Raw genomic sequence first — 13376 nt, forward strand, 5'->3', positions numbered from 1 at the left:
TTCTCCGCAGGATTGGATCATGTTGGATCGGCCGGCCAGCCGCCGCGACGACTGGCCGAACCGAGTAGCCTCACTCGGCTGCCTGCAGGTTTACCTTGCTTTCCGCGATTTCGGTGAGCTTGCGATCGGTCGCTTGTTCTTCCTTCAGGTTCTTGGCCAGCACGTTGGCGCAGTCGCTGCGACCAAGCTGCTTGGCCCAGGCGATGAGCGTGCCATAGCGGGTCATTTCATAGTGCTCGACGGCCTGCGCCGAGGCTATCAGCGCCGCATCGAGTACCTCCTTGTCGTCGACGTCGCCGCTTACGTCGTCGGCTTCCTCGAGAATGCCGTCGATTGCCGGGCAGTTGACCTCCTTGGCCTTAACGCCATGCAACTCGAACACCTGCTCGACGCGCTCGATATGGCCCCTGGTCTGGTCGAGATGTTTTTCGAATCCGGCTTTCAATTGCAGGTCGGTTGCCTTGTCGATCATCTTCGGCAGCGCTTTCTCGATCTGCCTTTCGGCGTAGTAGATGTCGCGCAGCGTGTGTACGAAGAGATCGTCGAGTGTCTTGATGTCCTTCGAAAAGAAGCCCATGGCCTCGCCTTTCATTGTTATCAAGGTTGATTTCGGCTGCGGTTTTTGCCCGCCGCCTGCGAAAGCCGGGACTCGTCCCGGCTTGCTGGTCAACGTGCCGGTACCGGAGGAGTTCCTGGTCTCCGGGGCGAAACCGTTACTCCTTTTTCGAAACGCCGCGATCCGCGTCCGATGGGAGCCTTTGTGTCGATCACACGTTCTAACCGGAATGCAAACCGGAACGGTGAAAGGTCGGCAGAATGTATTTCATTGCGTTGGCGACGGACTACGATGGCACGCTGGCTCATGACGGGACAGTCTCCAGGAAGACCCTCGCTGCCCTTGAACGGTTCAAGAAAAGCGGCCGCAAGCTGCTTCTCGTGACCGGGCGCGAACTGCCCGATTTGAAGCATGTTTTTTCCGAAATCGGCCTTTTCGACAAGGTCGTCGCCGAGAATGGAGCGCTGATCTACACGCCCGCCAGTGAGGAAGAACGGGTGATTTCGCCGCCGCCGGAACCCAAATTCGTTGCCAGGTTGAAGAAGCAGGGCGTCAAGCCGCTTTCGGTCGGGCGGTCGATCGTCGCAACCTGGGAACCCCATCACGCCACCGTGCTCGAGGTCATCAAGGAGCTGGGGCTGGAGCTGGAAATCATCTTCAACAAGGGCGCGGTGATGATCCTGCCGAGCGGCATCAACAAAGCCACCGGACTGGCTGCGGCACTACAGGATCTTCGGCTTTCGCCACACAATGTGGTGGGCGTCGGCGACGCCGAGAATGACCATGCCTTCCTGCAGGCGTGCGGCTGCAGCGTCGCCGTCGATAACGCAATTCCCGCTGTCAAGGCCACAGCCGATCTGGTCATGCGTGGCGCACGTGGGAAGGGCGTGGAGGAACTGACCGACAGACTGATCAAGCGTGATCATGAGATCGTGCCGAGGCGCCATGACGGCATCGTTCTCGGATCGGCCGGCGGCAACGAGATTTATTTGTCGCCGACCGATACTGTCCTCATTGCCGGCAGTTCGGGCATCGGCAAATCCACTTTGGCCACCGCGCTGACTGAACGCTTCATCGAGACCCGGTTTCAGTTCTGCGTCTTCGATCCCGAGGGCGACTATGACGGTCTCGAAGGCGCTGTTCGGCTGGGAGACGGCTCCAGCGCGCCGACAAAGGCGCAAGTGCTGGATCTTATCGCCAAGGCCGAAAGCAATATCGTCGTCAATGGGCTGTCCCTGCGCGTCAATGAGCGACCGGATTTCTTTGCCGACCTGCTGCCTGGCCTCGGCAGTTTCCGCCGTCGCACAGCGAGACCGCATTGGCTCCTGATCGACGAAGCACACCATCTCCTGCCCAAGCGGCGCGACGATACGCGGGCAGTCCTATCATTGGAATTGCCTGGCACGATCTTGATCACCGTTCACCCGGAAGCGATCTCGACCGACGCCTTGCGCCTGGTGACAGCCATCATTGCGCTTGGCCCCAAGGCGAAGGACGTCGTGAAGGTCTTCTGCAAAGTGACCGGCATCGAGCCGCCTAAGGAGATCTCCTCGCCCAAGGGCGAGCGCGTGTTGTTCTGGCGGCCGCAGAAACGCAAGAAATTCGCCATGGTCAAGGTGATCGAGCCACGCCAGTCGCTCAAGCGGCACAGCCGCAAATATGCCGAGGGGCAACTCGATGAGGCGGGCAGTTTCTATTTCCACGGTCCCGACGATGCGATGAATCTCAGGGCCCACAATCTGATGATTTTCGCCCAGATGGCAGAGGGCATAGACGACAAGACCTGGGAGTTTCACCTGCGCGCCGGCGACTATTCCAAATGGTTCCGCCAACAGATCAGAGACAAGGACCTGGCACGCGAAACGGCCGAGGCGGAAAAGGACGAAACGCTTTCAGCCGAGGAAAGCCGCAAGCGCGTACTCGACGCGGTTCGGCGGCGATATACGGCGCCCGCCACGGCGCCGGAGGAATAGCCAGTGTTCAAAAACCTCAAATGATCAGTTGGTCTATTCTGATCGGCAGATCACGAATGCGCTTGCCCGTAGCATGATATACGGCGCTGGCCACGGCCGCCGCCGTCCCGACATTGCCGAGTTCCCCCAATCCTTTGACGCCGGCTGGATTGACGTCCAGATCCACCTCCGGAACAAGGATGACGTCGACTTGTTTGATGTCCGCGTTGACCGGCACCAGATAATCCTGCAGGTCACGATTGACATAGCGGGCGTTGCGCCGGTCGATTTCCGTCGCCTCGTGAAGGGCCTGGCCAATACCCCAGATCATGCCCCCCATCAGTTGGCTGCGCGCGGTGCGCGTGTTCATGATACGCCCCGCGGCAAAGGCACCGACGATGCGCGGCACGCGGATTTCGCGTGTGTAACTGTTGATGCGGACTTCGACGAACTCGGCGCCAAAGGCATATTTCACCGAATCCTTGTCTTGATCGCCGCCGTGGAATTCCGCCTGCCCGGCATAGAGTTTATTCAGCGCTTCCGGCGTCGAACCCTTTGGCGCGAACTCGGCATATTCCTCTATCGCACCGACCTGCATCGCCTTGAAGACATCCGACAGCTTGGCGGATTTGCCGCCGCTTGCCACGATCTTCTCTTGCTCCATCTCCAGCTTGGCATTGCCGGAACCAGCCAACGGCCCGTCTCCAGCAACGGCCGCTGCGAAAAGCTTCTCGCGCACCGCGTCACAGGCCTTCAAAACCGCCGAGCAAACGCTCGCAGTCGAAATCGAGCCGCCCGAGACCGGCGCCGGCGGCAGTGCACTGTCGCCCATCTCGACGCTGACCTTGTCCATTCCTATCCCCAGACGTTCGGCCGCCGCCTGCCCTGCCACGGTACGCACACCGGTGCCGATCTCATGCGAGCCGCACTGAACGCGAACCTGGCCATCGGCGGTCAGGCGGACACGGGCGGCGCATGGTGCGCTGGCCGTTGGATAGATGGCGGTTGCGCAACCCATGCCGACCAGCCAGTCGCCATCGCGCATCGACCCGACCGCGGCATCGCGCTTCGACCAGCCGAAGGCTTCCGCCGCCTGTTCGTAGCATTTGACCAGCGACCGGCTGGAGAACGGCTTGCCGCCGATAGGTTCTTTCCCCGGCTCGTTGACACGCCGAAACTCGACAGGATCCATACCAAGCGCGACGGCCATTTCGTCCATGGCGTTTTCGAGCGCGTAGACATAGGGCGTCTCGGGCGGCGAGCGCATGTAGCCCGGTGTGTTGCGATCGGCATGGACGAGCGAGACGTTGGTGAGCACCGAACCATAGTTGTACATGCGGCCGGTGGCTGACGTGCCGCCGACGACATAAGAGTCAGGGCGTGATGTCACCTCCCAGCCCTCATGTCCGAACGCCATTATGCGGCCGTCCTTGTCGGCGCCTATGCGGATTCGATGCCGCGTCTCGGCGCGATAGGTCTGGGTGTTGAATGCCTGCATACGGCTGACGACGCAGCGCACCGGCCGTCCGACACGACGCGCGGCAATCGCGACAATTGCCGTGCGAGCGGTCATCGGTCCCTTGGAGCCGAAGGCGCCGCCGACATAAGGGCTGACAATCCGCACATTGGCGGGATCGATCTTCAACTGCCGGGCGAGTTCGATTTTCCAGCCGGTGACATTCTGGCTTGGCTCATGGACAGTGAGTTGATCGCCTTGCCACATCGCCGTGGTCGAAAACAGTTCGATCGGATTGTGATGCTGGGTCGGCGTCGAGTATTTCTGGTCGATCTTGACGGCAGCGGATGCATAGGCAGCGTCGAAGTCGCCAGCTTTAACATCCTCCTTGAATATCGGGCTCTTCCCCGCTGCGGCCTCTGTCTCCACCCCTTTGGAATCGAAGCTGGCGCTGGAAGGTTGGTCTTCATAGTCGGCGCGGATCAACATTGCCGCTTCCTCCGCCGCCTCGAATGTCTCGGCAACAACCAGCGCGATGATCTGGCCGTCGTGGAAAATTGTCCTGTCATGCAAGGGTGCTATGGAGCTTGCACCGGTGTTGCCAAATTTCGGCTTATCGGTCTTGTCCATGTCGCCATAGGTTATGATATGCAGCACTCCGGGGACCGCCCTGGCGTCATCCGTGTGGAGTTTGGAAACCTTGCCTCGAGCGATGCTGCTGGTTGCAAGGGCACCATATGCAACATTGGCTGTGGCGATGTCGGCCGGATAGTTGGCCTGCCCGGTAACTTTCAATCTGCCGTCTATGCGGACAACCGGTTCGCCTTGGTTTTCTTTTGGAACTGGCGCGGCTTGGTTCATGGCTCAGACCTTCATGTCGCGAGTTTCGAGCAGCGCGCGCACCAGGGTGCGCTTTCCGAGCGGCACCTTGAACGCATTGTGTTCGCGCGGTTTGGCATCGGCAAAAGCGGCGTCGGCAGCCTTTTCGGCCACATCTTCTTCCATCACCTTGCCTTGAAGCGCGGCCTCCGCCGCCCTCGCCCGCCATGGCACGGTTGCGACCCCGCCTAGCGCTATGCGCGCTTGTCTGACGGTGTCTCCGTCCATGTCCAGCGCAACGGCCGCGGAGGCGAGCGCGAACGCATAGGATTCGCGATCGCGTATCTTCAGGTAGCGCGAGCGGCGGCTCCATGCTTCGAGCGGAACATCGATGGCGACGATGACTTCATCGGCGGCCAGATCCGTCTCGATGTTGGGCGTGTCGCCGGGAAGCCGATGCAGTCTGGCGAACGGGATCTTGCGTGGACCATGCCGTCCCTCCACCTCGACGACCGCATCGAGAGCAATCAGGGCTTGGGCGAAATCGCCGTGATAGGTAGCGATGCAGGCATCGCTGGTGCCGAGCACGGCATGCTGGCGGTTGAGCCCTTCCATCGCGGCGCAGCCGGAACCGGGCTCACGCTTGTTGCACTGCCAGGAGGTTTCGCGAAAATACTCGCAGCGCGTTCGCTGCAGCACGTTGCCGGCAAGGCTCGCCATATTGCGAAGCTGGCCGCTGGCGGCGAATTTCAGACTATCGGCAAGGAGCGGGCAGCGGCGCCTGACGTCGCTGTTATCAGCTGCCTCGCCCATGCGAACCAGCGCCCCGAACCGGATGGTATCATCGCTTACCCTGATCTGCCGCAGGGCAGGCTCGGCAAGATTGTTGAGGTCGAGCAGTCGCTCAGGCTGCGCGACGCCAAGCTTCATGTAGTCGGCCAGATTGGTGCCGCCGGCGATGAACTGGGTATTGGCCTGTGTTGGCGCAACATGCCTGGCGTCGAGGTGGGACGCCATGGCGATCGCCACCGAAACACTCGTTGGTCTTTCATAGACGAAAGGACGCATCCTAGGCCCTCCTGATCTCGTCGCGTGCCTGGACGATCGCCGCGACGATGTTGGGGTAGGCAGCGCATCGGCACAGATTGCCGCTCATATACTCGCGAATGTCATTGTCCGACCCGGCATGGCCTTCGTTGATGCAGCCGATGGCGGACATGATCTGGCCCGGCGTGCAGTAGCCGCATTGAAAGGCGTCATGGTCGACAAAGGCCTGCTGCACCGGATGCAGCTCTCCGTCAGCTGAAGCCAGGCCTTCCACGGTCGTGACCTCGCGGCCTTGGTTCATGACGGCGAAGCTCAGGCAGGAGAGCACCCGCTTCCCATCGACAAGAACGGTGCAGGCACCGCATTGGCCGTGGTCGCAACCTTTCTTTGTTCCGGTCAGGCCAACATGATCACGCAGTGCGTCGAGTAGGCTCGTGCGATTGTCGAGTGCGAGGGTGTAGGCCTGCTTGTTGATCCGCATCGAAATCGTCGACAGATCGCGCGGCTCGGCCGCTTTGGCGGTCGGTGACTCGGCGGCTTTCGTCGACGTGGCTACAAGGGGCATTGCCGCTGCTGCCGAAACAGAGCCCGTCATGAAGGTGCGTCTGCTCAGGCCGCCGGGACTTGTGGAATTAGACATGGCTGGTTTCCAACTGGCTGAGGTCTCAAGCGGACCAAACTGCTCGCGGGAAACAAAGTTCCGTCCTCACATCGCTGTGATCGCTTCTTTTGCGGGGCGGTCACGTGGAACTTCACCAGCAACGCGGTGGTTGTCTTCGTCAGGCTCCAACGAAGGAGACGAGCATGAGCAGTGACCAGAGCGATCGACGCAGCGATCAGAAAGAAGGCCCTGTCTTTTCGGCTGAACAGGCGCGGCAAGGCGAGATCATCTTGCGGACCCGCACACGCCGTATCATCTTCGTCGCAGGCCTCGTCGGTATTGTGATCCTCATAGCTGTGGTGAGATTCGCTGTCGGCTGAATGGCTTCGGCTGCAATCCCCGAAAATGCCAACTGTCACGCTGGCCTGTTCGTCAGGAACTTTTGTGAACAGCTGCCGTTGACCCGAAAAAAGCGGTCGGCGCCTTTGCTTGAGAGTTCTCCCGTGGACGCGAAAACCGAAACCAAAGAACCAGACAAAACCAGAGATCCGCGCGGGGCTTCGAGCAAGGCCAGATCGGATGCGTCGGCAAAACGCAAGGGCGATGCGGCGCAGCCCGGCACTCCGGAGCGCGAAGCGCGGGACAAGGGGGCGGATAATCAAAAGCCCAGCCTCCAAAGCTTCCCCCGGCGGCACCCTTACATATCCATTACAATCCTGATCGTGCTGTCGCTGGCCGCCGGGGGAATGACCATGTGGTGGCTGAACGCACGCCAATATGAATGGACGGACGATGCCTTCATCGACGCCCGCACGATAACCATCGGCGCCGAAATATCGGGACGTATCACCGACCTGGCGGTGACCGACAACCAACCGGTCAAGGCGGGCGACGTCCTGTTGCGCATCGATGACAGCGACTATCAGGCCGGCCTCAAGCAAGCCGATGCCGGCGTAACCTCGGCGCAAGCCGACATTGTCGAGATGAGGGCTCAGATTGAAGCCCAAAACGCAAAGGTCGATGCAGCGCAGAAGCAGATGGCGCAGGCCCAGGCGGCACTCGATTTCGCCAAGGCCGAGGACCAGCGCAACCGTGACCTTCTGGCCAAGGGCACAGCGACCCAACAGCAGGCACAGCAGGCAGCGTCGACGCTGCGCCAGGATCAGGCTGCTCTCGATAGTGCTGTGGCCAATGTGGCTGCCGCGAAGAGCCAGGTCGTTGTCTTGCAGGCACAGGTCAAGAGCGCCGAAGCCAAACTCGGTCAGGCCAAGGCGAGCCAGGACCAAGCGCGCACAACACTGTCCCGCACCACCATCACGGCACCGGTTTCCGGACGAGCAACCAGCATCTCGGTTGCCAACGGTTCCTATGCCCAACCCGGCCAGGTGCTGATGATGTTTGTTCCCGACGAGGTTTGGGTGAAGGCCAATTTCAAGGAAACCCAGCTCGATCTGATGCGGCCGGGGCAGCCGGTCGACATCGACATCGACGCCTATCCGGAAAGATCCTTCCATGGCCGCGTCGACAGCATCCAGGCGGGCAGCGGCACCGCCTTCAGCCTGCTGCCGGCAGAAAACGCCACCGGCAATTTCGTCAAGGTGGTGCAACGCGTGCCGGTGAAGATCGTCTTCGACAAACCACCTGGCGTGCTGCTGGGCCCGGGCCTGTCGGTGGTGCCGGCGGTCAAGGTGCGATGAGCGACGAAATGGTCAGCGACCATAGCGAAAGCCGGTCCGCCGCCGGTGGGCGCAATCCATGGCTGATCGCTATCGTCGTCTCCATCGCGACCTTCATGCTGGTGCTCGATACCTCGATCGCCAACGTAGCGCTACGAAACATCGCCGGCAGCCTGGCGGCCGGGATGGACGAAAGCACGTGGGTGATCACCACCTATCTGGTCGCGAATTCTGTGATCATACCGATCAGCGGCTGGCTGGCCAGCGTGATCGGACGGAAGCGCTACTACATGCTTTGCGTCGCGACCTTCACCATCGCATCGCTGCTATGCGGCCTCGCGCCCAATCTGGAAATGCTCATCCTGTTCAGGATCTTGCAGGGCCTCGGCGGCGGCGGCATGGCGCCGAGTGAACAGTCCATCCTTGCCGACACGTTTCCGCCCGAAAAACGTTCCCAGGCTTTTGCCCTTTATGGCATAGCCGTCATCGTCGCACCGACGGTCGGCCCGACCATCGGCGGCTGGCTGACCGACCATTTCTCCTGGCACTGGATTTTCTTCATCAACGTGCCCTTCGGCATCATGTCGCTGGCTTTGGTGCAGTGGCTGCTCGTCGAGCCGGACGTGATCGAGCGCGAACGCCGGGAACGGCTGAAGGGCGGCCTCAGAATAGATTGGGTTGGGTTCTTCCTGGTCGCCACCGCACTTGGCTCCCTGGAAATCTTCCTCGACGAAGGTCAGCGCAACGATTGGTTCGCATCGGGTTTCATCACGGCTTTTGCAGTGATTTCGGCGATCTCGTTCCTGCTGCTCATCCCCTGGGAATTCCGCCACCGCGATCCAATCGTCGACATCCGTCTGCTGTTCGGCCGCCAGTTCGGTATGTCATTCCTGGTGATGATGGCAGTCGGCGCTGTGCTGTTCAGCACGACGCAGTTGATGCCACAGCTGCAACAGACCGCCTTCGACTACACGGCGACCCTGTCAGGCCTCTCGATGATGCCCGGCGGCATTGCCATGCTGATGCTGATGCCGATTTCCGGATTTGCCGCAGGCATCGTTCAGCCCAAATATTTGATCATGATGGGCATGTCTGTTGTGGTGCTCGCCCTGTGGCACATGACGTCGCTCACCCCGGATGCCAGCTTCCGCTTCTTTGCCTTTGCGCGCATCTTCCTGATGATCGGCCTGCCGTTCCTGTTCATCCCGATTTCGACGGCGGCTTACGTCGGTCTCGCTCCGCAGCAAACGAACCAAGCGTCGGCGCTGATCAACGTTGCCCGCAACATCGGCGGCAGCATCGGCGTGTCGCTGTCCAACACGGTGATCGCCCAGAACGCGCAACTGCATCAGGCAAATCTTGTCGGCCACACCGTGCAATCCTCACCAACCTACCAACAGATGCTGCGTCAGGTAACCGAGCACTTCGTCGCTCAGGGCTCACCGATGGTCGAAGCGAAGCAGCAGGCGATCGGTTGGCTCGGACAATTGATCGCGCGTCAGGCTTCATTGCTCGCCTATATCGACGTGTTTGGGTACTGCGCAATCGTGACGGCCCTGTTCGTTCCCCTCGCCTTGCTGTTGCGGTCGTCAAACCCGAAGCCCGACCGGCGATAGCTATGCCTTGCCTGCATGTCGCGATCTTTCGATTGGAACTCTCTCGCTGGCTCTCCGTTCAGACTTTACAGAACAGGGAGAACAGTCATGCCACGAGGCGAAAAATCGAAATATTCCGACAAGCAGGAACGCAAAGCTGATCATATTGCGGAAGGTTATGAGAAGCGCGGCGTCTCCGGGCAAGAAGCCGAAAGGCGGGCATGGGCGACCGTCAACAAGGACGATGGCGGCGGCAAGAAAGAAGGCGGATCCGGGCGCGGCAAACACACCGGCCATCCTGCGGCGCACAAGGGCGGCAAAAGCGGCGGCACGGCATCCGCATCACGGTCCGCCGCAAGCCGATCGGAATCGGCCAAGAAAGCTGCAGCAACACGTAAGCGGAATGCCGAACACCACGTTCATTGACCTGGACGAAGCCATTCAGGCTGACAAGGCCCAAGCCGATGGGAGTACGTGCATGAAGTCGCAGCTTGTCAACGAGATCAGCGGGCAAAGGACATTTGTCTTGGTGCTCGAGCCCCGCGAAGAAGCGTTCGCCGCACTGACCGGCTTCGCGGTCGACCAGAAAATCGGCAGTGCGTCCTTGACCGCCATCGGAGCTTTCGAAAGCGCGACCGTGGGTTGGTTTGATCCGAATGCGAGGACCTATTGCAGAATCCCGATCGACGAGCAATGCGAGGTCCTTAGCGCGATCGGCGACGTAGCGCTCGGCGACGATGGCGAGCCCAGCCTGCACGTCCACGCGGTGCTCGGATTGAGCGACGGCACCACCCGGGGTGGACATCTGCTTGACGGCATCGTTCGGCCAACGCTTGAAATCACCTTGGTGGAAGCGCCCGGCCACCTTCGCCGCCGCAAGCGTCCTGAACTCGGCGTCGCTTTGATCGATCTGGACTCGTGAAGCCCAAAACCGGCCTGGGCTCGCTCAAGGCGATCTTGTCACGCCTTCTTCTCCGCCGGCACCTTGTCCGGTGCGGCTTCCCAACCAAAAACACTGCGACCGCCAAGCAGATGCGACTGGTCGAATTCTCCGGCGACAATTTCCTTCAGGCTGGGGCCGGTGACGTATCGCTCGACCTGCCGCGACTGGTCGTCCAACCGCTTCAAGGCGCCGATTTCTTCGTCATGACCAAGTTTCGCCTTTTGCACGGCGGACTTCAGCACACCGATGGTCTCGTCATAGACTTTTAGAGGTACAGGGAAAGGATGCCTGTCCTTGCCGCCATGCGCCAGCGAGAAGCGGCCGGGATCGGAAAAACGGCACGGCGCGCCATGCACCACTTCGGCGACAAGGGCCAGCGCGCGCACCGTGCGCGCACCGACACCTGGTACCAGAAGGAGCTCGGAAAAATCCTCAGGGCCACGTTCGGCGGCGGCCGCCATGTTTCCATGCAGCCGACGCATGATGACATCGCTTTCGCGCACATCGTGATGAGATGGCATGATCAGATGCGGCAGCAACAGCTGTTGCGGTGCCAGTGCCGCACCGCGCTCCAATGCGGCGAACTCCTTGAGGATGCGATCCGGCCCAAGGTCCTGCAACAGATCCAACTGTCCCTGGCGCGAAGCTTCGGCGCGACGGTCGGTCAGATTGACGATCTCGCCTTGATTGGCGCCCTCAATGGCGGTGTGCGGCTGATCGACGAAACTCGTCAAACCTTCGGACAGCCAATGATAGCGGCGCGCCACCTTGCTGTCGCCGTTCATGCCTTGCTGGACCACGACCCAGTCGCCGTCATCGGTAACGATGAACCCGTGCAGATAAAGATCGAAGCCATCCTGGACGGCGGCGCTGTCCACTTTGGCGACAAGCCGGCTGACGGTTGCCAGGCCCGCTCCGTCAAAACCAACACGCTCGCCGATGATTGCAAGTTCATGCGGGGTCTTGCGCGAATGCGTGCCGCGGCCGCCGCAGACATGAATGCCAAGTTCGCCGGAGAGCGGCGTCAGACCGCGTTTCAAGGCGCCGACGACGCTGGTCGTGATACCGGACGAGTGCCAGTCCATACCCATGACGGCGCCAAAGGATTGGAACCAGAACGGGTGCGCCAACCGGCGTAGCAACTCGTTGCGACCGTAGTGATGAATGATTGCCTCGCACATCACGGCGCCCAGGCGCGTCATGCGGTCGCCAAGCCATTTCGGCACGCGTCCACCGTGAAGTGGAAGATCAGCACTTCCCGATCGTTGCGCCACGTCTGTTCCTATGCCTGCCGTTCCCTCGATAGATAGGTACCCCAGACCGCACGAAGAAGCACTCGATGCTTCTGGCTGGCTGACGCCCCGCGACATCAAGTCCAGTGCGAGAGAACCATCTCCATCTCGACCGTTTCGACCTGCTGCGCAAATCGCTGGTGATAAACGGTCAGCAGCGCGTCATGGGTCGCGTCGGAAGAACTGCACAGCGCGTCCGTAACGAGAACCACGCGATACCCGAAATCGATTGCTCCGAGCACCGTGGCCAGAACGCATACGTCGGTTTCGCCGCCAGTGATGACCAGCGTATCGATATCGCGCTCGGTCAAAAAAGCCCTGAGCAGGCCCTCAAACCAGGGCGAGTAGATGTGCTTGTCGATGACTGCGGCCGGCGGGCAATAAGCGGCCAAAGCCGGCAACAGTCCGACCATTTCGTCGCCGATACTTTCGATCGTCATCGAGGTCCAGCGTTCATAGTAGCGTTTCCATGTGCCGACACCTTGCCCCGGCTTCTGGGCAGGCAGGAAGCGCGTGAAGACCGTCTGCTGCGCCCTCCTTTCGACCAGGCTCTCGATGCGAGGCAGCACGCGAGTGATCCAGGGGGTTGCCCATTGTGACGGCTCGGCAAACAGCCGCTGCATGTCAACACAGACATGCATGCAGCGGTCGCCCAAAGGCCCGTATGTCAAACCCGGCATCGACATCAGGAAATCCGTACCCGGTCGGATTCTTTCACGAGCTTTTCCTTGCCGTGGGAGGCATCGATCAGAACGTCCCGTGCCGGCACTCGTTCCTCGTCGCTTCAGGAACCGACATCAGCCATCGACGTTTCCGCCTCATGGATCGACGCCATTCGCGGGTAGAGCGCATCCGTGAGGCGAACGGCGCTCCGACGAAATCCTTGAGACAAGGAACAATGGCCTCGGCAGCGATTTGGAGATGAACTCGCAAGAAATTCCGATGGCTGCCATTTATCAGCATTTAGACAAGCGGCCGGGACAGCGACGATGAGCATTTTCTATCGAGCGGCCAAGATTGCGGAAGAGGTTCACGCAGCGCAGCGCGACAAGACCGGGCAACCCTATATCGAGCATTGCCGACGTGTCGTCGACGCTGTCGAGACGATGGATCAGAAGGTCGTCGCCTATCTGCATGATGTCCTGGAAAAAGGCGAAGGCTGGTCTCGGGCCAAGCTGGAAGAGACCGGCTTTGGACCGTCGATTGCTTCTGCGGTCGATGCCATGTCGCGCAGAGACGGCGAGGACTATTTCACGTTCGTGCGGCGGGCTGCATCGAATCCGCTGGCGCTGCCGGTAAAACGCGCTGACCTCGAAGACAACATCTGGCAGTCACGGCAAATTGGAGCCTCGACAGCCAAATACGAAGAAGCCTTGCGCATCCTCGATGAGGAATTCCCCGAGCGCTAGGCCGTGAACTCATAAATTGGAGAAGCCCGG

At 60.6% G+C, this 13376-nt stretch carries 13 protein-coding genes; 7 read left to right on the forward strand and 6 right to left on the reverse strand.

Annotated features, from left to right (window positions below):
• Nucleotides 1–70: 70 nt before the first annotated feature.
• Nucleotides 71–577, reverse strand: a complete 507-nt coding sequence (locus NKH57_RS17250) for a YciE/YciF ferroxidase family protein (protein ID WP_352945641.1) — start codon at nucleotides 575–577, stop codon at nucleotides 71–73.
• 239 nt (nucleotides 578–816) lie between these two features.
• On the opposite strand from NKH57_RS17250, the gene NKH57_RS17255 reads away from it, so the two are divergent.
• A complete protein-coding gene (locus tag NKH57_RS17255; protein WP_352945643.1) occupies nucleotides 817–2529 on the forward strand; it encodes an HAD family hydrolase in 1713 nt (570 codons plus the stop codon).
• Between the two features lie 16 nt (nucleotides 2530–2545).
• On the opposite strand, the gene NKH57_RS17260 is transcribed toward NKH57_RS17255, so the two are convergent.
• The 3 genes from NKH57_RS17260 to NKH57_RS17270 are packed head-to-tail and all read right to left on the reverse strand — an operon-like array spanning nucleotide 2546 to nucleotide 6470.
• Nucleotides 2546–4825: a xanthine dehydrogenase family protein molybdopterin-binding subunit gene (locus NKH57_RS17260; protein ID WP_352945645.1), complete on the reverse strand. Its 2280-nt coding sequence runs from the start codon at nucleotides 4823–4825 to the stop codon at nucleotides 2546–2548.
• Between the two features lie 3 nt (nucleotides 4826–4828).
• Nucleotides 4829–5851, reverse strand: coding sequence for an FAD binding domain-containing protein (locus tag NKH57_RS17265; protein ID WP_352945647.1), 1023 nt, complete (start codon nucleotides 5849–5851; stop codon nucleotides 4829–4831).
• Nucleotide 5852: 1 nt separating this feature from the next.
• Nucleotides 5853–6470 (reverse strand): (2Fe-2S)-binding protein, encoded by a 618-nt coding sequence (locus NKH57_RS17270; RefSeq protein ID WP_352945649.1) that lies wholly within the window; start codon nucleotides 6468–6470, stop codon nucleotides 5853–5855.
• Between the two features lie 164 nt (nucleotides 6471–6634).
• Here NKH57_RS17270 and NKH57_RS17275 point away from each other — a divergent pair, with 164 nt between their 5' ends.
• From NKH57_RS17275 to NKH57_RS17295, 5 genes are all read left to right on the forward strand, one after another.
• Nucleotides 6635–6811 carry a hypothetical protein gene (locus NKH57_RS17275; protein ID WP_023757844.1) on the forward strand — a complete coding sequence of 59 codons (177 nt, stop codon included), beginning with the start codon at nucleotides 6635–6637 and terminating at the stop codon, nucleotides 6809–6811.
• 372 nt (nucleotides 6812–7183) lie between these two features.
• Complete coding sequence (locus NKH57_RS17280; protein WP_352608856.1) at nucleotides 7184–8128, forward strand: HlyD family secretion protein; 945 nt, start codon at nucleotides 7184–7186, stop codon at nucleotides 8126–8128.
• Nucleotides 8125–9723: a DHA2 family efflux MFS transporter permease subunit gene (locus NKH57_RS17285; RefSeq protein ID WP_352945651.1), complete on the forward strand. Its 1599-nt coding sequence runs from the start codon at nucleotides 8125–8127 to the stop codon at nucleotides 9721–9723. Before NKH57_RS17280 ends, NKH57_RS17285 begins: the two co-directional genes overlap by 4 nt.
• Nucleotides 9724–9810: 87 nt before the next feature.
• Entirely contained in the window at nucleotides 9811–10128 is a 318-nt protein-coding gene (locus tag NKH57_RS17290) for a plasmid stabilization protein (RefSeq protein ID WP_352945728.1), read from the forward strand.
• A gap of 52 nt (nucleotides 10129–10180) precedes the next feature.
• The gene (locus NKH57_RS17295) at nucleotides 10181–10624 is read left to right on the forward strand and encodes a PPC domain-containing DNA-binding protein (protein WP_352945730.1); all 444 of its coding nucleotides are present in this window, start codon (nucleotides 10181–10183) and stop codon (nucleotides 10622–10624) included.
• Nucleotides 10625–10662: 38 nt separating this feature from the next.
• Here the strand turns inward: NKH57_RS17295 and NKH57_RS17300 are convergent, their stop codons facing one another.
• Together NKH57_RS17300 and NKH57_RS17305 are read right to left on the reverse strand one after the other, a co-directional pair.
• Entirely contained in the window at nucleotides 10663–11919 is a 1257-nt protein-coding gene (locus NKH57_RS17300; protein ID WP_352945653.1) for a DUF763 domain-containing protein, read from the reverse strand.
• A gap of 95 nt (nucleotides 11920–12014) precedes the next feature.
• Nucleotides 12015–12623 (reverse strand): cysteine hydrolase family protein, encoded by a 609-nt coding sequence (locus tag NKH57_RS17305; RefSeq protein ID WP_352945655.1) that lies wholly within the window; start codon nucleotides 12621–12623, stop codon nucleotides 12015–12017.
• Nucleotides 12624–12926: 303 nt separating this feature from the next.
• Here NKH57_RS17305 and NKH57_RS17310 point away from each other — a divergent pair, with 303 nt between their 5' ends.
• On the forward strand, nucleotides 12927–13346 hold the full coding sequence (locus tag NKH57_RS17310) for an HD domain-containing protein (RefSeq protein WP_352945657.1): 420 nt from the start codon (nucleotides 12927–12929) through the stop codon (nucleotides 13344–13346).
• Nucleotides 13347–13376 lie beyond the last annotated feature (30 nt).

It is taken from the genome of Mesorhizobium sp. M1050, assembly GCF_040318715.1.
In the GTDB taxonomy this organism is placed as follows: Bacteria; Pseudomonadota; Alphaproteobacteria; order Rhizobiales; family Rhizobiaceae; genus Mesorhizobium.

Bases quoted from the DNA above. Each gene is read 5' to 3' on its own strand.
- NKH57_RS17255 (WP_352945643.1), top strand. From the start codon at position 817: ATGTATTTCATTGCGTTGGCGACGGACTACGATGGCACGCTGGCTCAT.
- NKH57_RS17285 (WP_352945651.1), top strand. From the start codon at position 8,125: ATGAGCGACGAAATGGTCAGCGACCATAGCGAAAGCCGGTCCGCCGCC.
- NKH57_RS17290 (WP_352945728.1), top strand. From the start codon at position 9,811: ATGCCACGAGGCGAAAAATCGAAATATTCCGACAAGCAGGAACGCAAA.
- NKH57_RS17260 (WP_352945645.1), bottom strand. From the start codon at position 4,825: ATGAACCAAGCCGCGCCAGTTCCAAAAGAAAACCAAGGCGAACCGGTT.
- NKH57_RS17295 (WP_352945730.1), top strand. From the start codon at position 10,181: ATGAAGTCGCAGCTTGTCAACGAGATCAGCGGGCAAAGGACATTTGTC.
- NKH57_RS17280 (WP_352608856.1), top strand. From the start codon at position 7,184: ATGTGGTGGCTGAACGCACGCCAATATGAATGGACGGACGATGCCTTC.
- NKH57_RS17265 (WP_352945647.1), bottom strand. From the start codon at position 5,851: ATGCGTCCTTTCGTCTATGAAAGACCAACGAGTGTTTCGGTGGCGATC.
- NKH57_RS17310 (WP_352945657.1), top strand. From the start codon at position 12,927: ATGAGCATTTTCTATCGAGCGGCCAAGATTGCGGAAGAGGTTCACGCA.
- NKH57_RS17275 (WP_023757844.1), top strand. From the start codon at position 6,635: ATGAGCAGTGACCAGAGCGATCGACGCAGCGATCAGAAAGAAGGCCCT.
- NKH57_RS17250 (WP_352945641.1), bottom strand. From the start codon at position 577: ATGGGCTTCTTTTCGAAGGACATCAAGACACTCGACGATCTCTTCGTA.
- NKH57_RS17270 (WP_352945649.1), bottom strand. From the start codon at position 6,470: ATGTCTAATTCCACAAGTCCCGGCGGCCTGAGCAGACGCACCTTCATG.
- NKH57_RS17305 (WP_352945655.1), bottom strand. From the start codon at position 12,623: ATGTCGATGCCGGGTTTGACATACGGGCCTTTGGGCGACCGCTGCATG.